General features: G+C 48.3%; 16 protein-coding genes and 1 riboswitch. Of the genes, 7 read left to right on the top strand and 9 right to left on the bottom strand.

Going from position 1 to position 24,917, the window contains the following annotated elements:
* Positions 1 to 151 precede the first annotated feature (151 nt).
* The 3 genes from L2712_RS11960 to L2712_RS11950 all read left to right on the top strand — a co-directional run bounded on the left by L2712_RS11960 (position 152) and on the right by L2712_RS11950 (position 5,386).
* Positions 152 to 1,522, top strand: a complete 1,371-nt coding sequence (locus L2712_RS11960; RefSeq protein ID WP_248977905.1) for a sigma-54 dependent transcriptional regulator — start codon at positions 152 to 154, stop codon at positions 1,520 to 1,522.
* A gap of 34 nt (positions 1,523 to 1,556) precedes the next feature.
* Positions 1,557 to 2,348, top strand: coding sequence for a thioredoxin domain-containing protein (locus L2712_RS11955; RefSeq protein WP_248977904.1), 792 nt, complete (start codon positions 1,557 to 1,559; stop codon positions 2,346 to 2,348).
* Between the two features lie 476 nt (positions 2,349 to 2,824).
* Positions 2,825 to 5,386: a hypothetical protein gene (locus L2712_RS11950; protein ID WP_248977903.1), complete on the top strand. Its 2,562-nt coding sequence runs from the start codon at positions 2,825 to 2,827 to the stop codon at positions 5,384 to 5,386.
* A gap of 124 nt (positions 5,387 to 5,510) precedes the next feature.
* Here the strand turns inward: L2712_RS11950 and L2712_RS11945 are convergent, their stop codons facing one another.
* From L2712_RS11945 to L2712_RS11920, 6 genes are all read right to left on the bottom strand, one after another.
* Positions 5,511 to 8,597, bottom strand: a complete 3,087-nt coding sequence (locus tag L2712_RS11945; protein ID WP_248977902.1) for an Ig-like domain-containing protein — start codon at positions 8,595 to 8,597, stop codon at positions 5,511 to 5,513.
* A gap of 71 nt (positions 8,598 to 8,668) precedes the next feature.
* Positions 8,669 to 8,753: riboswitch (cyclic di-GMP riboswitch) on the bottom strand.
* 327 nt (positions 8,754 to 9,080) lie between these two features.
* A complete protein-coding gene (locus L2712_RS11940) occupies positions 9,081 to 9,800 on the bottom strand; it encodes a BUD32 family EKC/KEOPS complex subunit (RefSeq protein WP_033539603.1) in 720 nt (239 codons plus the stop codon).
* Positions 9,801 to 9,947: 147 nt separating this feature from the next.
* The gene (locus L2712_RS11935) at positions 9,948 to 10,127 is read right to left on the bottom strand and encodes a Trm112 family protein (protein ID WP_033539602.1); all 180 of its coding nucleotides are present in this window, start codon (positions 10,125 to 10,127) and stop codon (positions 9,948 to 9,950) included.
* A 1-nt stretch (position 10,128) separates the two neighbouring features.
* Entirely contained in the window at positions 10,129 to 11,139 is a 1,011-nt protein-coding gene (gene lpxK, locus L2712_RS11930; RefSeq protein ID WP_248977901.1) for a tetraacyldisaccharide 4'-kinase, read from the bottom strand.
* Entirely contained in the window at positions 11,139 to 12,953 is a 1,815-nt protein-coding gene (gene msbA, locus L2712_RS11925) for a lipid A export permease/ATP-binding protein MsbA (RefSeq protein ID WP_088904837.1), read from the bottom strand. Before msbA ends, lpxK begins: the two co-directional genes overlap by 1 nt.
* A gap of 33 nt (positions 12,954 to 12,986) precedes the next feature.
* A complete protein-coding gene (locus L2712_RS11920; RefSeq protein WP_248977995.1) occupies positions 12,987 to 15,260 on the bottom strand; it encodes a DNA internalization-related competence protein ComEC/Rec2 in 2,274 nt (757 codons plus the stop codon).
* 43 nt (positions 15,261 to 15,303) lie between these two features.
* Here L2712_RS11920 and L2712_RS11915 point away from each other — a divergent pair, with 43 nt between their 5' ends.
* Together L2712_RS11915 and L2712_RS11910 are read left to right on the top strand one after the other, a co-directional pair.
* Positions 15,304 to 15,810: a DUF2062 domain-containing protein gene (locus tag L2712_RS11915; protein WP_033539598.1), complete on the top strand. Its 507-nt coding sequence runs from the start codon at positions 15,304 to 15,306 to the stop codon at positions 15,808 to 15,810.
* 309 nt (positions 15,811 to 16,119) lie between these two features.
* Positions 16,120 to 17,481 carry a diguanylate cyclase domain-containing protein gene (locus L2712_RS11910; RefSeq protein ID WP_248977900.1) on the top strand — a complete coding sequence of 454 codons (1,362 nt, stop codon included), beginning with the start codon at positions 16,120 to 16,122 and terminating at the stop codon, positions 17,479 to 17,481.
* Here L2712_RS11910 and lolE read toward each other — a convergent pair.
* Genes lolE through L2712_RS11895 form a run of 3 tightly spaced genes read right to left on the bottom strand, consistent with a single transcriptional unit; the run spans position 17,478 to position 20,668 of the window.
* A complete protein-coding gene (lolE, locus tag L2712_RS11905) occupies positions 17,478 to 18,734 on the bottom strand; it encodes a lipoprotein-releasing ABC transporter permease subunit LolE (RefSeq protein ID WP_248977899.1) in 1,257 nt (418 codons plus the stop codon). The two genes, L2712_RS11910 and lolE, sit on opposite strands and share 4 nt — an antisense overlap.
* Entirely contained in the window at positions 18,731 to 19,432 is a 702-nt protein-coding gene (gene lolD, locus L2712_RS11900) for a lipoprotein-releasing ABC transporter ATP-binding protein LolD (RefSeq protein WP_248977898.1), read from the bottom strand. The genes lolE and lolD overlap by 4 nt, the downstream gene beginning before the upstream one ends.
* Before the next feature lie 3 nt (positions 19,433 to 19,435).
* The gene (locus L2712_RS11895) at positions 19,436 to 20,668 is read right to left on the bottom strand and encodes a lipoprotein-releasing ABC transporter permease subunit (protein WP_248977897.1); all 1,233 of its coding nucleotides are present in this window, start codon (positions 20,666 to 20,668) and stop codon (positions 19,436 to 19,438) included.
* Between the two features lie 95 nt (positions 20,669 to 20,763).
* On the opposite strand from L2712_RS11895, the gene L2712_RS11890 reads away from it, so the two are divergent.
* Both L2712_RS11890 and mfd read left to right on the top strand, forming a co-directional pair.
* Positions 20,764 to 21,345: a hypothetical protein gene (locus tag L2712_RS11890; RefSeq protein WP_248977896.1), complete on the top strand. Its 582-nt coding sequence runs from the start codon at positions 20,764 to 20,766 to the stop codon at positions 21,343 to 21,345.
* Between the two features lie 76 nt (positions 21,346 to 21,421).
* The gene (gene mfd, locus L2712_RS11885) at positions 21,422 to 24,904 is read left to right on the top strand and encodes a transcription-repair coupling factor (RefSeq protein ID WP_248977895.1); all 3,483 of its coding nucleotides are present in this window, start codon (positions 21,422 to 21,424) and stop codon (positions 24,902 to 24,904) included.
* Positions 24,905 to 24,917: the final 13 nt, after the last annotated feature.

Below are 24,917 nucleotides of genomic sequence, written 5' to 3'. Positions count from 1 at the left end.
TTGTTCGGCCTTCAAACAGCCTTTTTAAAGACTCAGTAAAATCACAATTAGAAACACTACAAACTTGCGTTACTCCCTAGCTATCCTAAAATTTAAACATCCTTCATAGCAAATGCATTGGCTGTATTGGGGCCCTCGCTGAGGATTGACTGTGAGTAATCGCAATAGGAATTTGGCTCACAAGGAACGTAACATATTGGTATTAAACCTTACGGACGAAAGGTGTTTTACCAATAAACAAACTGACTCATCCCAGTGGCAATTTAACCTTGCTTGCACCTTAGAGTGCGCTTACCAAACATTGCAACACACCCCCTGCCAGGTTGCGATAGCCGTCATAGACACTGCCCATCAACAGGTTGTCTTACGCGCTGTAGAGTTACTGTCAGCGCGTCAGCCTGACCTATTATGGGTGGCGCTTTCCGTAGACTGCCCCAAGAAAATGAAGGAGCTCTGCTTCTGTTTTACAGACTACTTTTTAGATCTACACCACCTGCCTATTGACTGGCCGCGACTCGAACATACCTTAGGTCACCTCTATGGCATGGCGAAAATAAATGAGCAATGGAGTCAAAAGCACCCTTCTAATAAGCCCGCATCCTTTTTCTTTGGTAAATCCGAAGCAATGCAAAGCTTGCGCGACACCCTCTATAAAGTTGCCAAATCCGACGAAACTGTGCTTATCGGTGGTGAAACAGGCACCGGCAAGGGGCTATGTGCTAACTTGATCCACTCGCTATCTGGACGTAAAAACGGTCCTTTTATCACCGTAAATTGCGGCGCCCTGCCCCCAACGCTTATCCACTCGGAGCTATTTGGCCATGAAAAAGGCGCTTTCACCGGGGCCGACAGACAGTACATAGGCCGAATTGAGCGCGCCGATAAAGGCACGCTATTTTTAGATGAAATAGGCGATCTCTCTCTAGAGTTACAGATTAATCTTCTGCATTTTCTTGAGGAACATTACATCGAGCGGATCGGTGGCCAAAGCACAACCGACGTAGACTGTCGCATCATCTTTGCCACTCATGTTAATCTAGAGAATGCCATTGAAGAAGGCAGATTTAGAGAAGATCTTTACTATAGAATCAATATCATACAAATAGAAATTCCCAGTCTAAGGCAACATAAAATTGACATTCCCCTGCTTGCCGAGGATTTTTTGGCCAGATTGGCTCCCCCCAACCGTCGAGTTGCGTTTAACCAAGATGCCTTACAAGCCATGACCCAATACCAATGGCCTGGTAATGTGCGTGAGCTTAAAAACCGTATCCAGCGAGCCATCATCATGGCCGAAAGTGATGTGATCACCGAAGCCGATCTTGGCATTAAATTGGCCTGCCCGGCTAACGATGAGTCAGACGTAGTCGATTTTGCTAAACACAGAACCGAAATTGACACAGAACTGCTACTGGCTGCTATTAAGCGTAATCATCACAATATCTCGGCAGCCGCCCGTGAACTCAATATCTCCCGAACGACTTTCTATCGCCTCATCAAGAAGTGCAAGATAACGCTATAGCTAAGTTTAAGTGGCACAAACAGAGGATCGACTTATGCCATCAATTCAATCGACAGTAATTGTCTGCCTGTCCTTGCTCTTCCTCAGCACTGGATGTCAGCAAAAAGAGGATGAGAAAGTGCATCAGGAACTCGCCTATCTTAAACAAGAAGTCGGTCAGCTTAAGCAGCAAGTAGCCATTATGAGCAGCCAGGTTAAAGAGATACATGCCATTGCCATGCAGAGCCAACAGCCACAACACAAAACCCTACCCAACCAGAATGATCCTGATGAGCAAGGCAAATTACCCTCATTAGGCGCAGCAACGGCACAAGTGGCTATTGTCGAATTTTCAGATTACCAATGCCCTTACTGTAAACGTTATATAGACAATACCTTCGCAAAAATAAAAGCCAACTATATCGATAAAGGTAAGCTGAAATATATCACCAGAGATTTCCCACTGGGCTTTCACCCCAAAGCCAAAGGCGCCGCTATTGCCGCAAATTGCGCCCAACAACAAGAAGCTTATTGGCCAATGCGCGAGGCCTTGTTTCAAAATATGCGTCAATTGGGCGACAAACTCTATCAAGACACGGCGATGCAACTCTCACTGGACATGACCAAGTTCGCCACTTGCCTCGAAGATCAAACCATCCTGGCTAAGATAGAACAGGATATCGTTTATGGCTCATCAGTGGGGATACGAGGCACACCAAGTTTCCTTATCGGCAAACTTGAAAACAATCGCCTTATTGAGCCCAAGCTTGTGGTGGGAGCCCAAAGTTACCAGACCTTTAGTGCCCTCATCGATACACTCGAATCTGAGCTTACCAAAACCAACTAACATTGAAGCCGCTATAGTATCGGTATTAGCGGCTTTACCCGAAAACCTCCTCCCCTTTAAACGCCTTACACCATTAGACAAGGCTATACATAAAAAGGCCACAACAGTCAGCGGATGCTCTTTCTATTAGGTCTGTCTCGTCCTCTGTCACTCCTCACTTATGGACAAAGCAAAGTGTTACACATATGTAACACCGAAACGATATTCCCATGACATAAAACCCCACAACCCCCTTAATTAACAACAAGATAACTATTTGGCCTAATGCTTGCTGTTATAAGACCAACGATTTGGACACTGCATCGAAATGGCCCCGTTTTCACGCCATCCCTGCAGTTACTAAAAGCGGCATACGCCGACATATGCAGTAATAGCGAGTAAACACTTTATCGAAATTGAGCCCAATTTCATCAACATAAAGTGACTAACTTACAAGACGTTTTATCCATATTAACTTATTAATAAGGTTCAATATTATGAAACGATTTAAAAACAACCGACTTATCAGGGCACTGGGTATCGCCCTCATAAGCAGCGCCAGCCTATATGGCATTAACACGACACCTGCACTGGCCAATTCTCCAATTTGGCCCTCTCCCGCCAATACGGCAGACTTCTGTATGGCGGATGAATATGTTCAAAGAGGTGGATCGGGAATGAAAAACATTATTGGCGAAGCATTAAATTGTACCGCCAATGATGTCGAAATCACCAAAGTGGATCCAAAGTTCATTGTATTGCACGACGAAGAGGGCAACGAGGTATTATCAAGCGAATTGACCTGTACGCTCGGCGACCCCTTTATCTTAATTGCTGATATAGATGTCCGAGCCAATGCTGCCGAACGCTGGGATACGACCTTTTATGTTCCCCAGAAAGAAGACCAGGATCCTGACGTAATATCACAGGTTGATGATGCCTGTTCAAGATTGATACCTATTCCCGATGGCACAAACGGCAACTCATATGTGGCGCAGCAGCTCGATGGTGACGCCTGCGGTGATATTGCTAAAGCCGATCTCACTAATGATGAGTACACCTTGGTAGGTGCAAGGTTTACCATGATCTGTGAGGATGAAGATCCTGATGGTGACGGGCCCCTAACACCGGATGGTATGGCTGATTTCAATTATTGTGCCGCCTGGGACAATATTGAACGTGACAACTGTAGTGCTGCAGATGGTCAGGTGCCTAACAACAAATCCAAGTGTAAATGCGACAACTTCCCGATTGACGTATTCGTTGAGCCCAAGCCTGCAACTGTGACCAAAACAGTTGATAAAATGTCAGCGGAAGAACCTTTTGGCCTCTTTACTTACACAGTAACAATCGAAAAAGCGAAGGACGAGAACGGTAACCCAACCGGGGCCAACATTAAAATCACTGATATTCAAGACACCTATAAATCTTCCGACACAACCTACCCAGGGCCTTATTACTTTGACCTAGATGATACGGAATCCGATTATCAACAAGGCAATGTGACCCTGTTGGGCGGCGAGACAAGCTACAACGCCGCAAATGCCTGCTGGAGATTAGACCTGAGTAACACTCCAGTAACACTGACTAATTCAAGCCCAACACTGGTTTGTACCTTTAAGGTGAGAATCGACGATGTCAACCTGCGGGATGTTGATCCCTGGGATGAGGATTACTATGACTTTGTTAGCTTTAGTGCCACCGACACTGAAAATCGAGGCATAAACGTAGGCAATGATGCATGTGACTCATTTGATAGCGACCCTGTAGCTGGTGATAACTGCTCTGCCGTGGTCGGCGTTAAGATCACAAATGACCTACCAAGCATAGATGTCAGTAAATCTATCTGGAGTCTTGATGCAACCCCAGTAAAATTGACCTCAATACCTGAACCAGGCGGTACAGTCGAATTCAGAATCGAGGTCAAGAATACATCCGGTGACCATGATTCACCTCTGACACTGGAGATATTAAACGATTCTGTATTCGGTAACCTCTTAACTCGAACCGAAGGTGACTGTGACACCATGTCCACAAGCATTGCCTTCAACAGCAGTTTCACTTGTAGCTTTACAGAAACGTTAACAGGTAACTTTGGCGATCAGCATTACAACGAGGTGACAGGCGTTGCGAGAGATGCTACGGAGAATCAAACAGCCACAGATAAAGGTGATGCAACACTACTATTTAGTGATGTTGATTCCATGATTGAGCTGACGAAAACGCCTGATGTAGATAGCGTGCTGGAAACGGGTGATAACCCTACTCTATATCGTACCGTGAACTATACATTCGAATTTACTAATACCTCCCTGGCGGACTATGTGACCTTCTTCAAACTCACAGACCAAGAGTATGAAATGGATGGAGGAACAAAAGTGTATATCGGCAGCCTAGCAGATATTACCGCTGATTGTATTGTCGATGGAACTCCATTGAGCAACGGTATTGAACTTGCGCCGGGTGCATCCGCATCCTGTGTTGTGGCAATTACAGACATACAGGGTAACGCCGGTGAGACATATAGAAATGAAGCAGTAGTATATGGTTATGATGACGACCATGCTCAAGGCGAGGATGACCTTATGGCTAATGCCGTAGCACAGGTTGGATTCACACCAGAAGCGCCTGCCGTTGACCTTAAATTTGCCACCAGTATGTTAGTCGTATTGGAAATGACAAATGGCAGTCAAATCAATAACGTCGATTTTACTGGGCTGACCGTGAAGTTACAAAGTGTCTTTGACGAAATTGAAACCGGAGACTTTAAGCTTATCAATGGTGGTGGTGATTACAACGGTAATAGCTATAGTGCTTGTGAGAAAGATCATACCCTTGGCTATGCAAGTTCAGGTACTGAAACCTATAACTGCGCCTTTACCATTGAGCTTAAACCAGGATTGGAAAATGCAGTTGATATTAACTTTGCCGCTCTACTTGCTACCGGTGCTATAAGAGCCACATTTACGGATAAAAACGGCACAGCAGATACAGCAGACGATGTTGATCTATCTAACGATGTATTAATCCAGGTTATTACTAATGAGTCGCCATTTTAACTAATTGCCTCAGTCTATTAGCGATAACTATAAGGATCATGAGTTTCAATATTGAAACTTAAAAGACAAAAGAGCGATGTAATACATCGCTCTTTTTTTTAAGGTTAAAGTAATCACAAAGACATTAATTCTTTCCTTTGCCTTTGTTGCCACCGCCGGTGTTGCCGCTATCGCTAGCCAAAGTAACACTCACCGTTGCCGTAGACTGTAGTTCCCCATCACTGATGGTATAGCTAAAGCTGTCACCATTTTTAAAGCTCTTTGCTGGCGTATACTTAATGCGACCATCGCTAAGTACTTGCACACTGCCCTTGGCACCTTGAGTTGCGCTCGTAACCACTAACGTATCTCCGTCAATATCCTTGTCGTTACCAAGCACATTGATGTAAATGGCCGCTTTAGACGTCATGCTCACACTGTCACTATAGGCAACTGGGGCATTGTTTTGCTGCTCCGCTACGCGATAGACCAAGGTACTAGTACTGCTATAGGCGGTATTGGCGACATCCTTAGCTGTTAACGTCAAGTTATAGCTGCCGGTATTGGCGCTGGTCGATGACGTTACGCTCACACTTACCCTAGTCGTAGCGCCGCTTGCCAAGGTCACAGTATTATTACTGGCACTCCAACCGCTTGGCTTAGCAATGCTCAAGTTATAGGTGGCATCGTCACAGTCCTGATTCTGGTTAGTTATTTCTACGCTATAGTGTTGCACTGTGCCCGCATCAACTTCGGCCCCTAATACATCAGTCACATTCAGTTTTGGTGCCGCTAATTGACAACTGACGATCGGTGCTGCTACCTGATAAGTGGCGCTGGCAGAGCTCTGGTAGCCGACGTTACTCCGGTTTAGTGCAACCATGCTAAAGTCATACACACCAGCATTGGCATCCGAAGCCGAGGTAACACTTACGCTCAGGGTTTGTGATTGACCCGGCACCAAGGTTGCACTTGTGCTAGTTGCTTGCCAACCCGATGGCAGGCTTGCCTTTACATCAAAAGTCGAAGCAGCGCAGCTATCGGAGTCTTTATTGGTTAGCGTGCCTTGATAAGTAACCGCAGTGCCCGCTGCAACCTCGGTTGAACTATTGCTTAACAAAGTCCATTGCGGGTTTGCCGATACACAGGCAGCAACAGGTGCCTCAACCACATAAGTAGCAGTAGTGCTGGCCTGATAGCGACTATCGCTCGTATTCGCACCTTCGATGGTCACGTCATAGAAACCATCTGTAGCGGTCGTGCTTGAGGTAACGTTTAAGCTTACCGTTGTACTTTGACCCGGCGTTAGGCTCACAGATTGCTGCGTCGCATTCCAACCCGATGCTACTTGGGCAGACACTTTGTAGTTGCTGCTGCCGCACTCGACACTGTCATTGTTTGTTAACGTGACGTGATAAGATACGATTTCACCAGGCTCGGCCCATACGCTGTTGCTTGACGCTAGCTCAATGCTTGGCTGCGCAGCAATACAACTTTGCTGTTCTGAGTAGCTGACATTTACACTCACACCCGAGCTATCTGACCACTCAGTGGTAATGGTGACACCTGCAAGATTATCTGTGTAGCTTTTGCCCGTTAGTAAAGCAGCATCATCCAAATCATAAATTGAACTGCCTGGCGTCATATCCAGCAGCAGGCTACTGTCGATATTGTCTTCATTTCGATTTAAGTGAACCAGTACCCCTTGCGTAACGGCTTTGCCGCTTAAAAAACTATCAGAACCAATAGGCTGTCGGTATTCGAGGTAATAGTAAAGCGGTTCTCCGGTAACAGAATCCGTGCCGCGGCGAACCTTAAGGCTCTTAGCTTTGCCAGTTGGCGCTATTTCATAAGGTTCCAACAGGTAACTACCGTCCCTGTCGGCAGTAACGACCTCACCTTTATCAGCGGTTATCCAGCCAAGATGTTCCTTATTAAAGGCATTGAAATGCCCGCTAACGGATTGCCCCATAAGATCTAGGCTATCGCCATATTCACTCGAAAAGCAACTTGAGTCGATGTCACCACTAGGACAGCCTAAAAATTTTGCATGCTGTAGTCCTAGGTTATGCCCCAGTTCATGACCTATCGTCATTAGATTGAGCTCTCCAAAAATCCATGCTCTGGACGGATTGCTGGTAGTAACGCCCAAGCCCAGTGTGCCTTGGCCACGTAGGCCACCACATTGATCGCTTTTTGGCATTAAAAACACTAATCGCGGATATTGACTAAGATCGATTCCATTGTTTAGCGCCTCTTCTCTTGCAGCCAGTTCTATATCAGTGGTAACGCAAGTTGTATCTATGGGAAGGGTAAGGTAGCCTTTGACGTCACCAATGAACCAGGTCTGACCATTGGATGCCTCCCAGTAATAATCGTTGACAGTGCCGAATACCATTTGATCAACTTCTTGCGATGTCCAAGGCTCGACTGGATTGTCCTGGAAGTTAAGCATTAGTACCAGGACGTTTTGTTCACCGGTCGATTTGGTTGGGATTTTATAAGATGATGTTGACGCTGAGCTTGTCTCACCGGCCGCGAGTATTAATAAATTTTCCTCACCTTGCTCAATAGCTAAGCTGCTATTCTCAGAGTTCTCTGAATTAAACAGCCAACCTTTTGCTTTAACCTGCATACCGCTTTGCAATTTTTGTGACCGAGTATTGGCAGGTAGATACATTTCAACTCGGCCCTGGTCAGTCACTAGGAAATGACGCAATCGATTCTCGCTTGGATCCGCAAAATCTTCATACACTGCTTCCAGCTCACCCACTAATTCGGCTTGTTGAGCTAGTTTGGCCTGGATCTCGGCAGGCATGCCACGACGCTTCGCCATAGGCAATACAGAAGAGACAACGCTGTAAGGATCAAGTATTAGAAGAGCCTGCTGTTCTACTTGTCTCTCCGCAACCAGTGCTTGAAGTTGCTGGTAAAGCGCCGCATCAGAAGCATGAGATGCACCTTTATTTGACTTAGTGGCGTTTAGGAATTGTGCAGCAACTGCTGAAAGTTGTAGCGTCTGAGTTTCAAGCTCCGCCTTATGAGTCAGACGCGCCTGTTGCTTGGCATCACGATTAGCCTGAGCCGCCGCGGAAATTTGCTCTCCATGAGAGCCGGCATGCACTGGCATGATAGCCGACGCCGACAATAGGCCAGCGCCCAATAGGCCAAAACCTAGGGTTTTAAGAAAAGGAGAATCGGTAAGCGCAACGGCGCAATGAACTGAACTCATAGCTAGGGCCTCTCAAAGTCAACATCACTTCGAAAGCTCCCAGTACAAGTACAGGGCTCTATCAACGCTCATTCGGTAACCCAGCCACCCTTTGCTATGCAATTAGGGCCTGTGGCTTTGCGTACATTAATTTCTTAATGCTTGCCGTTTCGAGAGTGCTTTCGAAAAAACCTTCTGGGCCGTGAAGCCCAGAGAACACGGGCATTCTAGCAAGTTGATTAGGTTTAACTCAACCAAAAAATGATTATTTTTTAACCAATTTTTAAAACCTCATGAAAATCAACGCACAATGAATGTATAAATTTCACACAGGCTGACGCAACCAGAATAAACATTGACACAACACCACCGATAAAGGATGTTTCACCACAAATTAAGCCAAATCCGATATTTTGAACCGATAAAGACTAAAAAGAAGAAATCACCTCGAAACACCAGTGACTATTTTGGCGCCTCGAAGCGGAACAGATAAGAAATGATGAACTAAGCGATATCTTTAAAATGTTTTAATAACCAATAGACTGGACGAAGATCTTTACCACCAATGGACTTTAGCGGTGCGATGAGATAATTCAACCACTGCCACTTTAACATCTGCTGCTGAGATTCCTGCCAGAGTGATTCGCCACCAGCGTTGCGATAGGCGGCAATCACAGGCTCGGCGATCTCTGGGTGGGGACCAATATAACGATAGAGGCTGTGAATATAGACTAAAAGATCTCTGATCTGCTGCTGATGCATATCGCTGTCTTTCTGATTTGCCTCGAAATCGATAAACGCCACCTGCCCATCATCCCAACAGATATCGCGCAGCGCGGGTCTACCGTGCGCTAAACCTTTCAAATGCAGCTGTGCTAGGCCAGCGGCGCTATCTTTCAATATCTGTAATTTCTCGGCCTCAGAAACATCGGCATTCAACCAGCGATTCACCGGCATACCCACATCGGCCACTACCAAAAAATCCTCACCGCTTGCAACCAATTCAGGCACAGGAGCGCCTTGTTGTGCAAGTTTAGCCAGGGTGGCGATTTCAAGCTGTAACGAAGCGTGGGGCTGTGCCTTGAGCAAACGCATGGCACCAGTCAGGTGCTCAGCCTGCTTCAGCCAATATTTATGCCCTTGATGTTCGAAACTGACTACTCGTACACCTTGATTTTCCGCTAACAATTTTTCAATCACGCTTTGAAGGCTAGTCACAGTCACACAAGGTACTCCGATAAAAATGAACAGGGATTATCAGTGCTGGCGGAGGCAAAAGCAATATTTGGGGCAACGGACGTGGGTTCTGTGAGCAATTGGGGGGATAAAATGAAAGAGACGCGCCTGTCATCACGCGTCTCAATAAAAGGATTAAGCTTCTTCAGTCCAAGGTGTTGCCTTGGTTTCCAACAGCACAGGGATCCCTTCATTAATGGCATAGGCTAAACGGTCAGCCTTACAGATAAGCTGTTGATTAGCTTTGTCATACTCAAGCTTACCCTTACACACTGGGCAGGCTACTATCTCTAAAAGTTTCTTATCAAACGCCATGTTATTTTCCTTGTTGTACTTCTTTTCGCTGCTCAAGCAGCCTAAGCAATTGCAGTTCAAACTCTGGTGATATCTTGGCATCTACCGGCAAATACCACCAGTTAGACTTTGCAAAATCGCGACATTTAACCGCATCTTTCTCTGTCATCAACACCTTAGCGCCATGGGCAATGGCCTCAACATCCTCGAGCCGATAGGCCTGATGATCATCAAAAGCATGTTGGATAGCTGGATTAATCCCCATACTGGCTAAGGTATCGAAAAAACGCTGGGGATTGCCAATTCCAGCCATAGCAACCGCATCTGCCGTTGAATCGATATCGGCCTCAATGCCATTTGCTACATTGCGCCATGACGCAGGCACTAGACCCATGGTAAATTCATCCGAGTGCGTGCTCTGCCCATTGACTAGCGTAAGGTCTACCCTCTTTTGACGCCAGCGTCCTTCTCTTAACGGCCCGGCAGGCAAGAGCAAGCCATTACCGAATCGACGCTTGCCATCGAGCACTAAGATCTCAATATCTCTTTGCAGGGCATAGTGCTGTAAACCGTCATCGCTGATGATGATATCGACCTTTTGCCACTCCAGCAGTGCTTGCCCTGCCGCAACTCGGTTACTGCCAATCACCATAGGCACCTGAGTGCGCGCAACTATCATGGCGGGCTCATCCCCTACCTCACTGGCTGACATGCCAGCAAGCACCTGCTTAGTGCCAGTAAACTCAACCCCATAACCACGACTTATCACCCCGGGGTGATAGCCATGACGGCGCAGCAGCTCAATAAGATAGATGACGGTTGGTGTTTTACCGCTTCCTCCAACTGTGATGTTACCAACAACGATAACAGGCACAGGGAGTTGCTGACTTTGCTTCACACCTAATACAAACAGGCGTCTTCTTACACTGGTGATCAGATAAAACAGACCACTAAGCGGCAACAAGAGGCAGATAAGCAACCAGTGGAAGCCTAACTGCCTGTCGTACCATAGGCGATTAACGAGATTCTGCATTAACTACCAAACTGCATCTGATATAGGTTGTAGTAGATCCCCTCTTTCGCCAGCAACTCTTTATGAGTGCCTCGCTCAACGACCTTACCCTGATCGACAACCAGGATCTGATCGGCATTTTCAATGGTCGACAAGCGGTGAGCAATGACGATGGAGGTACGATTCTGACGCAGGTTATCCAGACCTGTCTGAATAGCCTTTTCCGATTCGGTATCCAGCGCCGATGTTGCCTCGTCGAGGATTAATAGCGGCGCGTCGCGCAGTATCGCTCTTGCAATGGCGATACGTTGTCGCTGTCCACCCGATAACATGACGCCGTTTTCACCCACCTGAGTATGAATCCCCTCAGGCATATTACTGATAAACTCCCAAGCATTGGCAAGCTTAGCAGCATCAATGATCTGCTTCTCGGTCACCTCTCCGGGATACGCGTAGGCAATGTTGGCGGCTATCGTGTCATTGATCAGGGTGACCTGCTGGGAAACCATGGCCACTTGCTGACGCAAAGAGGCCAGCTTGTAATCTCTCAGGCTGACATCATCGAGGCGAATATCACCACTTTCAAGGTCAGAATAGAAGCGGGTGATCAGGCTGGCGATGGTCGATTTCCCCGAACCGCTGCGACCAACCAGTGCCAGGGTTTCCCCAGGGTTCACGCAAAAATCCACCTCTTTAAGTGCCAAGCCTTCTTGATTGTCATAGCGGAAGTTAACCTTATCAAAGCAAAGGCGCCCCTCAACTCGCTTAGTTTCAAAGGTACCCTTGTCTACCTCTGTCGGCGTATCCAGAATGGCGAAGATAGTGCTACACGCAGCGATACCTCGCTGAAATTCGGCGTTAACCCGCGTAAGGCTCTTGATTGGCTGCAACATGGCGAGCATAGCCGCTAGGATAGTAGCGAAAGTACCCGCAGTGAGATCGACGCGCATGCTCTCAAGACTTGAGGCATATAGCACGAAAGCCAACGCAAAAGAGCCTATCACCATCACCAGTGGCTGACTGATCGCCTGAGCCAGTGCTAGCTTCATGGTGCGTGAACGGTTTTCGTCATTGACCTTGGCAAAGCGTTCAGATTCGGTTTTCTGTCCACCAAATACCAACACATTCTTGTGCCCTTTGATCATCTGCTCTGTAACTGAAGTCACGCCACCCATGGCGGTCTGGATCTGCTTTGACACCTTGCGAAACTTCCGACTGACCACAGCAATCACCAGACCAATAAGCGGCCCGACAATCAGGATGCACAAAGAAAGCTTCCAAGAGTTGTAGAACATCACACCTAACATACCGATAACGGTAATACCGTCTCGTACTATGGTGATCAAGGCGCTACCCGATGCCCTGGCAATCTGCTCAGTATCGAAGGTTACTCTGGAGATCAAATTACCACTGCTCTCTGCATCGATATAGCTAACAGGCAGTTTAAGGTAATGTTCAAACACCTGCTGACGCATATCCATGATCATTCGTGCACTGATATAGGAGATACCATAGGTAGATAAAAAGTTCGCTAAGCCACGTAAAGTGAACAAGCCTATCACCACAAATGGTGCGGTTTTTAACACGTCACTGTCTGAGTTAAAGCCACCGCCCATGCCCAGATCGACCCCTTCAACCAATCCAGGGGTTGCTGGCACATTACTAGCAAACCCTTGATCAATAAAAGGTTTGATTGAATAAATAAACGTTGCGTCCACCAAGCCATATAACACTAGGCCGAACACAGACAGAAATAACACCCCTTTAAGCGGGACAAAATAAGTAAGCAGTCTCAGGAATACGCTGCGCACTTCACTTTTCGAAGAATTTGTCATTCAGGATCTATCGTCGGTGCAAAAAAGCGTATTCTACTCTGGATTAGCAAACTCACCAAATTCAAAGCGTTGATTGTACCAAAAAGGCGCCAGATCCCGCCGATAGCCCCTGACTCGAATACCACTCTCATCTAGGCTAATCGTCAGTTGACCATTGTCTGAGACGCTATATTGCTTAGCCTGTGCTCCGGCGTAGCGGCTCACCACATGCGGCTTTGGAAAGCCATACCGATTGTTGAATCCCGCCGCATAGAGGACGACTTTTGGTTGCACAGCGCTAATAAAGGCCTGACTGGATGAGGTGTTACTACCATGATGCGGCGCAATCAAGATATCGCTATCTAGCAAACTTATTCCAAGTAAGGCTTGCTCCCCCTCTAGCTCTATGTCACCCGGGAGCAAGACATGGTGGGTACCGTCGCCTATTCGCATCACACAGGAGCCGTTGTTACCCGCCACCGGCTGAGCCGGCCCAAGTATCTGCACATTCAATCCTTGCCAAGCTATCTGTTTAGGGCGACAGTCGATAGCACCACTATAAGGTAGATCGGTTATCAAGCTCAGCTTGGGAAACTGAGTCTGCAAAAATTGCGCGCCACCAGCATGATCGTTGTCGCCATGGCTTAATACCAAATAATCGACATCACTAATGCCTTTATACTGTAAAAATGGCACTATCACCCGCTCAGCGTAACTAAAGTGGTCACCAAAGGCCGCCCCGGTATCATAGATAAACGCCCTATTTTGTTTCTCGATCACCAGACTTAACCCCTGACCTACATCCAAAAGGTGCAGCTGCCAATGCTTGTTCTCAATCAGCCTTGGTGGAACAAGCCAATAAAGACATAAAGGCAAAATTAGCGGCAGGGACAACCAACGCCAGCGATTGGATCCATAGCGCCAAACCGCAAATGCCGCCAATAAAAACAGCATGCCTGCTAGTAAGGCAGAGGCGGCCGGCAGCCAGTGCAGTGGTAGAGATGGCAGCAGATTAAAACTGCTCGTCAGGGGCGCAATGGCCCAATCGAGTAAGCTAAGCGGCAACGACAGGCTAAGACCTAAGCGCTCACCTAAGGCCCAACACATCATAGAAACAAAAGTCAGTGGGATCACTACAAGGCTAAACCAAGGTACAAACACTAAATTGTAAAGCACACCATAAGGCGCAAAGCCGCCAAATAACAGCGCCTGTAACAGGCCAAGCATAATGCTTAACCGCCACTGAATTTGCCACAGTGCGCTGATGCGCTGCCTGATATGCCCGCTAAGCGACCTGTTTTTGGGCACCGATGGCATCCGCTGGGTCATATAAAGGATCAACGTCAGCGCGCCGAACGAGAGCCACAAACCGGCGCTAAGAATACTGACGGGATCCAGTAACAACACCACAAAAAGCGCCCACAACAAACGTTCAAACGCCGAGGCGTAACGTTTTAATAAGCCCAGAACAATCACCATGAACAACATGATCAGTGCCCGCTGGGTTGGCAGTCCCAGCCCCGCAAGATAAGCAAAAAGCATACAGCAGCAAAGCGCCAGCAAGGCACTGAATTGGCGGTTAGACAGGCCGATACTGGGACGTTGACGCGCCAACAGGTAGCCGCTCAATCCCATCACCCACAGCGCCAATACCGACAGGTGCAAACCAGAGATAGTCACCAAATGACCAGTACCCGTTTGCCTCAATCCCTGCCAGTGCTCCTTAGTGATCCCTTGCTTATCGCCTAACATCAAGGCTCGGATGAGATCGCCATTATCCTTGCCAGTCACCGCCTGTTGAAGCTGGGTGATCAAATGAGCCCTGACTCCCTTGGACTCAGATAAACGCTTGGCTGACTGTACATTGCCCTTGCCAATAATATGCTTTGACAACAGAAACGCTTGTTGATTAAAGCCTCCCTGATTAAGCACACTGGTAATCGATTTAGGCGCCAGCGTGAACTGCCACACCTCACCAATGGCGACTTTTTGTTCGGTTTGCCAACGCAATCGTAAATATTTACTCGGGAAATTAATGGGATAGTCAGATAAGAGGCGAATATCCAGATTAATCCAGTCGCCGTTTCGATAAACTAGTGATATGATTTCGCCCCTTACTGATGGCCGTTTGCTTGTGTTATCAGGCGTTAATAGCAAAAGTTGGTGACAAAATAGGCTCATCCAAGCCAAGGCCAACAGGCTTCCGGCCAGTAGCTTAGACCATTTAAGCATGATGAAAGCGAGTAAGAGTGCTATACATGCCAAGGAATAGGTTAACAGAGATGGCCAGAGCAGCGCTGAAATGAGCGTGGCGCAATAGCCAAACATAAATCGATTCATAATGAATAATTTAAGACTGCAATACTAAGCTATGCCAAAAAAATTCATTCAGCGTTATATGCCCAAGCCTGAAACGCTGCAAAACCATAAGCATTTACAGATGTTTGGTAAGCTGCTTCATAAACCCAATCTTTGGGCACTGAATCGACGCTCCGCGCCGCTAGCCTTTGCGGTAGGACTGTTTGTAGCCTGGATCCCCATGCCATTTCAGATGGTGTTAGCCGCCGCTCTTGCTATTTTGTTTAACTGTAATTTACCTCTAGCTGTCGTGCTGGTTTGGATAACTAATCCTATAACCATGCCGTTTATGTTTTACGCCGCTTACCTCCTTGGCGCAAAGCTCCTGCATCATCCCCCCCAAGAATTCGTGTTTGAAGCCAGCTGGCAGTGGATAGAATCTTCACTCTTTACCATAGGCCCCCCCTTCCTGCTTGGCTGCATAGTACTAGGACTTATCTTTGCTGCCTTGGGCTACTTTATCGTCCACAACCTGTGGAAATACTCCATTCTGTTTAAATGGAAAAATCGTCCTAAATAATCCCTGCTGACATCGGCAACTTTTGCGCTGCCACTGCGACCAAGCAATGTATTGATTCACCGCCAACGAAATTGAGACACATCAAGGATGAAGCAAGCAGGAGATGACACTAAGGTCTGCTTTGGCATTTGTAGCAGATAAAACAAAACACGCTGTAACTTCCTGCTTTGACATTCAAACTTAGCTTCTGGCGTAAACTTAAGTTAGAATAAACAAGTCATTTACATAAATAATACATCTCTTCTGCTCGACGACATGCCTTGAATGACATTACTTGTTAAAGATAATCAAAAAAAATGCAGTTAGGCCATGTACTTAGGTTCAAATAGAAAACATATTGCGATCTTTTCTCTATTCTCCTTTCTCTTCCTGATCGCCACCATATTGACCATCACTGCGCTGGCAAAATATTTTGTGGATAATGAGATTCAACAAGCAGAAGAGAATTTACGTAAAAATCTGGCTCTAATCCGCTTTAATTTTGAAGCGACCATCTATAAAGATACCTATCTGGCAGACAGTCTCGCCACCGTCGTCACCATAGATCCTGAGTTTGCAATGAAAAACTGGGATGTCATCGCAGGTAAATTGCTAGGTAAGGCCCAGTACGTGAGAAGCGTAGCCATTGCCCCCAATAACGTCATCTCCTTAGTGTATCCGCTTGAAGGCAACGAGGCCGCTTTGGGTTTCGATTTCAGAACCCAACCGGCACAACTAAAAACCGTGCTACTCGCTAAAGCACAACAGTCTGTGTTTATCGCAGGGCCGGTGAATTTGGTTCAGGGAGGATTAGGCCTAATAGCCCGTTACCCTATTTTTGCTGATTACCCCATAAATAACCAATACTGGGGCGGCGTGAGCGTCGTCATGAATTACAACCAGCTACTTCATGACACTGGCATCACTCAATTTCAGGGTGGCGATATTGCCATCAAAAAACAGATCACGGCAAATGAAGCCGAAGAGGTCTTCTATGGCGACCCAAGCATCTTTGACAAACCTGATGTGGTCTACCCGGTGAAGCTTCCTAGTGGCACCTGGAATATGGCGGCAAAATTCCACATCGAAAATATGGCGGAAATCACCAAACTGAGAATGAGTGTCATCAGTGTCGGGGCTGTTGCTGCCTTTATTCTGTACCTCGTGAGCATATTTCTATTTCGCACTTATCAAAGTACCCATAAAGCGGCGTTACATGACGAGCTGACCCACCTCCCCAACCGCCGTTTCATTATCACTGAACTTGACCAGCTGATTAACAAGCAGAATCAGCCCCAATTTACGCTGCTTAATATCGATCTTAATGACTTCAAAAGGGTTAATGACGACTTAGGCCACGAAGCGGGTGATGAACTACTGAAATATATCGCCAGTCGTCTCGTGGCAGAGGTAGGGATAAAAGGGACCGTCGCCAGATTTGGCGGCGATGAGTTTTTAGTCTTACTCTATGATCTTAATGATGAGCAGGCGATCGAATCGATAATGAACCAGATCACTGCTTCAATTGAGTCACAGCCTTTTAGCTGGCAATCTCATCATCTCACGCCATCGCTCAGCATAGGCTATGCCATCTACAAGGGCCAAAATGCCGATATCAAAGAGTTACTCTCCGATGCTGACAGGCGCATGTATCAGCAGAAACGCGCCTACCGAGAAAATCGATTGGCTTAACGTCCGGCCAGAGCCTGCGCCGGATGAATACGGCTTGCCTTCCAGGCGGGATAAAGAGTCGCCAACAGGCTCATCAACAGCGCTAAACCGATCACCAGTAACACGTCCTGCAACAACAGTTGTGAGGGAAGAAAATCGATAAAATAGACATCTGCCGACAATAACTGCACGCCCAATACCTGCTCTATCGCGCTGGCTATGGTACTCAAATTCAGCGCCAGGGTGATGCCTAAGCTTGCCCCAATAAGACAACCTAAGATGCCGTTGAGCGCCCCTTGCACCACGAAGATCCCCATGATGGTCGCTTTTGCCATGCCCATAGTGAGCAAGATAGCGATTTCAGACTGTTTGTCACGTACCGCCATCACTAAGGTCGACACGATATTAAAACAAGCCACGGCGATCACTAACGCCAAAACTAAATACATCACGGCTCGAACCAATTGAATGTCTTGATAGAGATGTCCCTGGGTTCGGGTCCAGTCAGACAGGTACATATATTGCTGTTGGCTATAACCTAATGAGCGGATCAATCTTGGCGCCGCAAACACATCATCGACCTTAATACGTACGCCACTCACTCCCTCATCAATCCCAAGGAGCTCTGCCCCGTAGGCCATAGGAATGTAGGCCGTGGTGAGATCTAACTCTCCCCCCAGCTCAAAGATCCCCACCACCTTAAATTGATGACTCTTGGCCGAACCGATTCGAGAACCGCCCTCTTTTTTCGTCGCAAAATTGGGCGTGTAGAGGCTCAAGGTGCTACCAAGAGAAAGATCTAACGCCTTGGCAAGCCCTTTACCTAACACGATATTATTGGTGGATTCGCCTAGGGCCTGCCAGGCATCGCTTGGCATAAAATCGGCGATAGTGGAGACCTTAGCCTCCAACTCCGGCGAAATCCCAATGACAGTCAACCCTTGAAAGCCACCAGGCTTTTGAATTAACCCCTGCAGGCGCACAAATGGCGCCGTTGCGACGATTCCCGGGATCTTTTGTGCATCCTTGGCGATTTGTGGCCAATCATGTAGCGGCTCATTCACCCCAATTAACTCACCATGGGGCACCACGCCCAGTAAACGCTGCTCAAGTTCCTGCTCAAAGCCATTCATGGCCGATAGCACTGTGATCAATACAGCAACGCCTAGGGCAATCCCCGCCGTCGAAGCAAAGGAGATAAAGCTGATAAATCGATTCGACTGACGCGCCATATAGAAGCGCCAGCCTACCCTGAAGGCAAGATGCTGTCTCATGCCATCTCCCAGGCGGCAAGCTCACCATCTTGCATCTTAAGCTGTCTATCCATGCGCGCGGCAAGTTTTGGGTCATGGGTTACCACCACAAATGCCGTACCCAACTGACTGCCTAATTCTCGAATCAGCTCATAAACGGTATCACCACTGGCAGCGTCAAGGTTACCTGTAGGTTCATCGGCCAGCACAAGTTTAGGGCGATTGATCAAGGCGCGGGCAATGGCAGTACGTTGTCGCTCACCGCCTGACATCTCTGCCGGCGTATGATTGAGCCTGTGAGCCAATCCCACACGGGTTAGCAGTTCGGTCGCCTGTTGCTCCACTTCTTGACGTGGTCGCTGCTGAATGAGTCCTGGCATGGCCACATTCTCAAGAGCGGTAAATTCAGGTAACAGATGATGAAACTGGTAGATAAATCCCAGTTCCTGATTACGTATGGCGGCCTGACGTGAAGGCGTTAGCTGATATAGATCTTCACCATCGAATAGCACCTGACCGCTACTGGGTTTGTCCAGTGTGCCCATAATATGCAGCAAGGTACTCTTGCCCGAACCCGAACTCCCCACTATGGCTATCTGCTCGCCCCGATAGATGCTTAGGTTCACTCCGTTTAGCACTTGAGTATCTATGCTGCCCTCGTGATAGCGCTTGCTGACGTTACTGACTTGAAGTAACAAAGATTTTTCTGGTTGCGTCATAGATCACTCATACCTTAAAGCTGTGGCCGGTTGCACACTTGCCGCCCGCAGCGCGGGATAAACGGTTGCCAAAAAAGTGATAGCTAAGGTGCCGACAACGATAAAAGAGAGCTGACCTAACTCCAACTGCACCGGCAGGCGTTGCCCTGCCCCTAAAATAGCTATCCCAAACATAGAAAAAAGCGTGTTGATATTCACGGTGGCCAGCACACCTATCACTAAGCCACCGAGTAACCCCAACACGGCATTGAGTGACCCCTGGATCATGAAGATCCCCATAATACTGGAGGTTGTCAGCCCTTGGGTTTTTAGCACGGCGACATCTGTGGTTTTGTCCACCACCATCATCACCAGCGCCGACACGATATTAAAAGCGGCCACGGCAATGATTAGACTCAACATGAGCGACATCATGTTCTTCTCCATCTTCACGGCAGAAAACAGATGACCATAATTATCGCGCCAGTCACTGGTAGTAACAGGCTCACCAGCCGCCTCGAAGGCCGCCTTCACATGAGGAGCCAGCTTGCTGGCCATAAAGGGATCGTTTAAGTAAAGACGTAATGACTTAATCGCCTTAGGGGGTTGGCGCATTAATCGCAGTGCATCGTCATGATGCACATAAGCCAAGCTAGCATCGACCTGTGAGCCCATCTCGAATATGCCCGATACCAAAAAATTACGCTGACTGGGCACAGGTCCAAGTGGCGAGTAGACAACGCCATCACCGCTCAACACCCGCAGCTTATCGCCGATGGCGACATCTAGGCGGCGTGCCAACTCCGCGCCGATAACGATGCGATATTTGCCAGATTCTAAGCTAGTGAGCGAACCATTAAAGTGACTATTTAACCGCGCTAGATTTTCTTTTTCCAGCTCTGGATAGATACCATAAATTTGCACCGCACTGATATTGGTCGGCGCCTGTAACATGGCCTGAGTCGCTACGCTCGGGCTAATGGCCAATATCTGCTTACCATCCACCAGCCTATTGGCAACTTCCTGCCAATTCTCTAATGCCTGTTCGCTGTGCACCGTCAGTTGTGGCACAGCACCGAGAATACGCTGCTTAAGCTGCCCTTCCAGTCCATTCATCACTGAGCTGACAATGATCAAGGCAGCAACACCGAGCAAGATCCCCGACACCGCAAACACTGTGATGAAAGAGGCAAAGGGGTTAGCCTTACGTGCTCGCCAATATCGGTAACCTATGGTCCAAGATAACGCTAAATTCATGTTTGGCAGGGTCTCTTCACGCCGGAGCCTTGATAAATCATTAAGATGCGCACGATAATAGGGGTAATGGCACCCTAAAAACAAGAGGCAATCCGTTGAACAGCCAATCAAACTCCTATTTTAGCGTCGCGCATAGGTTCGCCGCTTACCTATCGCCCTGGCCGGAGGAGCAACCGCTGCCAAACGAAGCCCAGCTAAAAGCCATGCTGCCACTAGGGATGCAGTTGATTAGCGAAGTGAAGGCCATGGAATCCGATTGCCTGCTACAACTGAGAAATCTGGATGATGACGCCCGTATTGTGGTCGATTATCTTAAGCTGCAATCGCGTAAAATCGACTTGGTATTACAACATATACTGGAACAGCAACCCCATGAGGGCGAGCGCTGTACGGGTTTACATTTTGGTGGCAGCGGCGTACATCTGAAAAGTCCATCTCAGCTTGAGCCTGGGCGGGCCTATCGCGTCACCCTCCACATCAAAGAAGCCTTAATATCCATGCTTTGCATCGCCCAGTGCACACGCTGCGAGAGCGATGATACACAAAGTGGTTTTGACTGTGAGTTAACCTTTATTGAAATTCTCGATGAAGACGTTGAACAACTGGTCAAGGCCAGTCTGAATATTCAACAAAAACAACTACAACAACGTAAAAAGCAACAACAGAACCCGAGTTAGTTTTCACTGGCACTGGCGGGGCTAAGTCTCTACAATGACGGGCATCATTGTCGATTTTTGGCCTTAGTCTGTTTTCATGAATGCTTTTTCCGTTCTCACCCCACCGAAAGTCAAAGGGGTTAAGTCACCCCAAACCCTGAGCCAACTGACAGGTGCCGCCCAGGCCATTAGTCTGGCGAAGCTATGCGCGCAACATGACGGTCTCACCTTAGTCGTGACGCCAGACACGCCTAGCGCCCTGAGACTCGAGGCGGAGCTAAGCTACCTGCTGTCGCCAAGTTCGATACCTGTGTTGCTCTTTCCCGATCGAGAAACCCTGCCCTATGACAGCTTTTCACCCCATCAGGATCTGGTATCTCAGCGCTTAGAGACTCTGTCGCGTATTCCCAGTGCAACTCAAAGCCTAGTCATAGTGCCGATGAGCACCCTGATGGTGAAATTGCCGCCGCAGTCGTTTTTAACCGGCAATGTTCTGCTGCTTAGCAAGGGGGATAACTATCCCTTAGAAGCCGTTCGTAGCAAACTGATAAACACAGGCTACCATCATGTCGAACAGGTCTATGAACATGGTGAGTTCGCCGTTCGCGGCTCAATTATCGACCTCTTTCCCATGGGATCCCAGACCCCTTATCGTATCGAGCTGTTTGACGATGAAGTGGAGTCGATCCGCCAGTTCGATCCGGAAACCCAACGCTCCAGCGGTGAAATCGATGCTATCCGTCTACTGCCGGCCAAGGAGTTTCCCACCCATGACGAGGCTATAGAGGGATTCCGTCAGCGCTATCGCCGCCAGTTCGAGGTGGTCGTCAAGGAACCCGAGTCCATCTATCAGATGGTCAGTCGTAAGGTGATGCCGGCGGGCATTGAGAGTTATCTGCCGCTATTTTTTGATGAAACCGCCAGCCTTTTTGATTACCTCCCCTCAGGTTGTCAGTTGGTGGAGATAGGCGAATTAGAGGGCGCCGCCAAGAGCCACCTGCAAGAAGTGCATCAGCGCTATGAAAATCGCCGAGTCGATCCCTTAAGGCCACTGCTGCCCCCTAAAGATCTCTATCTGCTCACCGAGCAAGTCTTCGAGGCCTTTAAGCAACTGCCGCGTTTTCTGATTAAAGGCAATGATTATGCGGGCACCAGCGTACCAGCCAAGCTCGATGCCCTGCCTGACGTGGCCGCCAATCATAAATTAAAGCAGCCGCTGCTCGCCCTGAAAGCATTTGCCGACAGCGGCACGCCGATACTGTTTTGCGTGGAATCTGAAGGTCGACGCGAAGCGCTACTAGATCTACTGGCCAAGATTGAAATTAAACCAGTCCTTTTGGATCACATAGATACCTTTGCCCAGCAGCCACAGCCATTTGGTTTGATTGTCGCGCCGCTGGCGCAGGGCGCCATCTATCACCCCAAGAAAGGCCCTCACTGGGCGCTGATTTGTGAGACTGAGCTGTTTGGTCAGCGCATCGCCCAGCAGCGACGTCGCGATAAACAACGTCAAGTTAGCCAAGATGCGCTCATTAAGGATCTGGCCGAGCTAAAGGTGGGTCAGCCTATCGTCCATCTGGATCACGGCGTCGCGCTCTATCAGGGCCTGGAAACCTTGGACACAGGCGGCTTGGTCGCCGAATACCTTAAATTAGAATATGCCGGTGGTGACAAGCTCTATGTACCTGTCGCCTCGCTCAACCTGATCAGCCAATACAGTATAGGCGCAGATGATGCGCCCCAGCTCAATAAACTAGGCAATGAAAGCTGGACTAAGGCCAAGCGTAAGGCAATAGAGAAGATCCGCGACGTTGCGGCTGAACTGCTGGATGTCTACGCCAGACGTCAGGCTCGCCCAGGTGAAGCCTGCCGACTGGATCGCGAAGAGTACGCTCAATTTGCCGGCAGCTTCCCATTTGAAGAAACCGTGGATCAGGAAACCGCCATAGACGCCGTCCTCACCGACATGTGCAACCCCATCTCGATGGACAGACTTGTGTGTGGCGATGTGGGATTTGGTAAGACAGAGGTCGCCATGCGCGCCGCCTTTGTGGCGGTCAATGACGGTAAACAGGTAGCGATACTCGTCCCCACTACCTTGCTCGCGCAACAGCACTATGAAAACTTCAAAGACAGGTTTGCTGACTGGCCAATTAAAATTGAGGTGATGTCTCGCTTTAAGACCGCTAAAGAGCAGCAAACCGTTCTCAAGCAATTAGAAATTGGTCAAGTCGATATTGTGATCGGCACCCATAAGTTGCTGCAGTCTGAGGCTAAATTTGAAAATCTCGGCCTATTGATCATCGATGAAGAACACAGATTCGGTGTGCGCCAGAAAGAGAAGATCAAGGCGCTGCGCGCCAATATCGACATTCTCACCCTGACCGCCACGCCTATCCCGAGAACCCTCAACATGGCGATGTCTGGGATGCGAGATCTCTCCATAATCGCCACGCCACCAGCCAAACGCCTGGCGGTCAAAACCTTTGTGCGCGAATATGACGATGCCACGGTGCGCGAAGCTTTATTGCGTGAAATCTTAAGGGGCGGCCAGGTTTACTTTTTGCACAACAGCGTCGAGACCATAGAGAAACGCGCCCGTGAAATAGAGGCTTTGCTACCCGAGGCGCGAGTGATCACCGCCCATGGTCAGATGCGCGAACGCGATCTGGAAAAGGTGATGTCAGACTTCTATCACCAGAAATACAATGTGTTGGTCTGCACCACCATCATAGAAACCGGTATCGATGTGCCAACGGCCAACACTATTGTTATCGAGCGGGCCGACAACTTCGGCCTGGCTCAGCTGCATCAGCTTAGGGGCCGCGTAGGTCGCTCGCACCATCAGGCCTACGCCTATCTGATGACGCCTCATCCTAAGCGGATGACCAAGGATGCCATTAAGCGACTTGAGGCCATTGGTGCCCTTGAAGATCTCGGCGCGGGCTTTATGCTGGCCACCCAAGATCTTGAGATACGCGGCGCCGGTGAACTTCTTGGCGACGAGCAGAGCGGCCACATCTCTAAGATCGGCTTTACGCTCTATATGGAGATGCTCGAAGATGCGGTGAAGTCCCTTAAAGAAGGCAAAGAGCCCTCGCTGGATCAAATGTTAAGGGGCCAGTGTGAAATCGACCTGCGCATCCCCGCCTTGCTGCCGGAAGATTATGTGGGCGATGTGAATATACGCTTATCTCTCTATAAACGTATCGCCAATTGCAGTAGCTCTCAGGCGCTGGACGAACTCAAAGTGGAGTTAATTGACCGTTTCGGCCTACTGCCGCAAGCCACCAAGAACTTGCTCGAGATCTCCCTGTTTAAACATCAGGCCACGGCTCTTGGCATTGCCAAGATAGAGATGCACGCCAAAGGCGGTAGCTTGGAGTTTAATGATGATCACTGCGTCGATCCTGGCTTTATTATCGGCTTATTACAGAGCCAGCCACAAAATTATCGTATGGACGGCCCAAGTAAGTTAAAATTCCTGATGCCGACAGAGACAGACAAGGATAGGCTAGACCTCTTGTCGCTGATCATCTCTCAACTAATGCAACATCGCCTTGGAGAACCGCGTGCTTAAAAAGAGTCTTTTA

Source organism: Shewanella marisflavi, from assembly GCF_023283925.1.
Lineage (GTDB): Bacteria > Pseudomonadota > Gammaproteobacteria > Enterobacterales > Shewanellaceae > Shewanella > Shewanella marisflavi.
The sequence above is the reverse complement of the archived record's forward strand: the minus strand, read 5'-3'. Positions and strand labels throughout refer to the sequence as shown.

Coding starts and splice junctions, on each gene's coding strand:
- L2712_RS11955 (WP_248977904.1), top strand. CDS start 1,557: ATGCCATCAATTCAATCGACAGTAATTGTCTGCCTGTCCTTGCTCTTC.
- L2712_RS11950 (WP_248977903.1), top strand. CDS start 2,825: ATGAAACGATTTAAAAACAACCGACTTATCAGGGCACTGGGTATCGCC.
- L2712_RS11945 (WP_248977902.1), bottom strand. CDS start 8,597: ATGAGTTCAGTTCATTGCGCCGTTGCGCTTACCGATTCTCCTTTTCTT.
- L2712_RS11935 (WP_033539602.1), bottom strand. CDS start 10,127: ATGGCGTTTGATAAGAAACTTTTAGAGATAGTAGCCTGCCCAGTGTGT.
- lpxK (WP_248977901.1), bottom strand. CDS start 11,139: ATGCAGAATCTCGTTAATCGCCTATGGTACGACAGGCAGTTAGGCTTC.
- msbA (WP_088904837.1), bottom strand. CDS start 12,953: ATGACAAATTCTTCGAAAAGTGAAGTGCGCAGCGTATTCCTGAGACTG.
- L2712_RS11920 (WP_248977995.1), bottom strand. CDS start 15,260: ATGTTTGGCTATTGCGCCACGCTCATTTCAGCGCTGCTCTGGCCATCT.
- L2712_RS11915 (WP_033539598.1), top strand. CDS start 15,304: ATGCCAAAAAAATTCATTCAGCGTTATATGCCCAAGCCTGAAACGCTG.
- L2712_RS11910 (WP_248977900.1), top strand. CDS start 16,120: ATGTACTTAGGTTCAAATAGAAAACATATTGCGATCTTTTCTCTATTC.
- lolE (WP_248977899.1), bottom strand. CDS start 18,734: ATGAGACAGCATCTTGCCTTCAGGGTAGGCTGGCGCTTCTATATGGCG.
- lolD (WP_248977898.1), bottom strand. CDS start 19,432: ATGACGCAACCAGAAAAATCTTTGTTACTTCAAGTCAGTAACGTCAGC.
- L2712_RS11895 (WP_248977897.1), bottom strand. CDS start 20,668: ATGAATTTAGCGTTATCTTGGACCATAGGTTACCGATATTGGCGAGCA.
- mfd (WP_248977895.1), top strand. CDS start 21,422: ATGAATGCTTTTTCCGTTCTCACCCCACCGAAAGTCAAAGGGGTTAAG.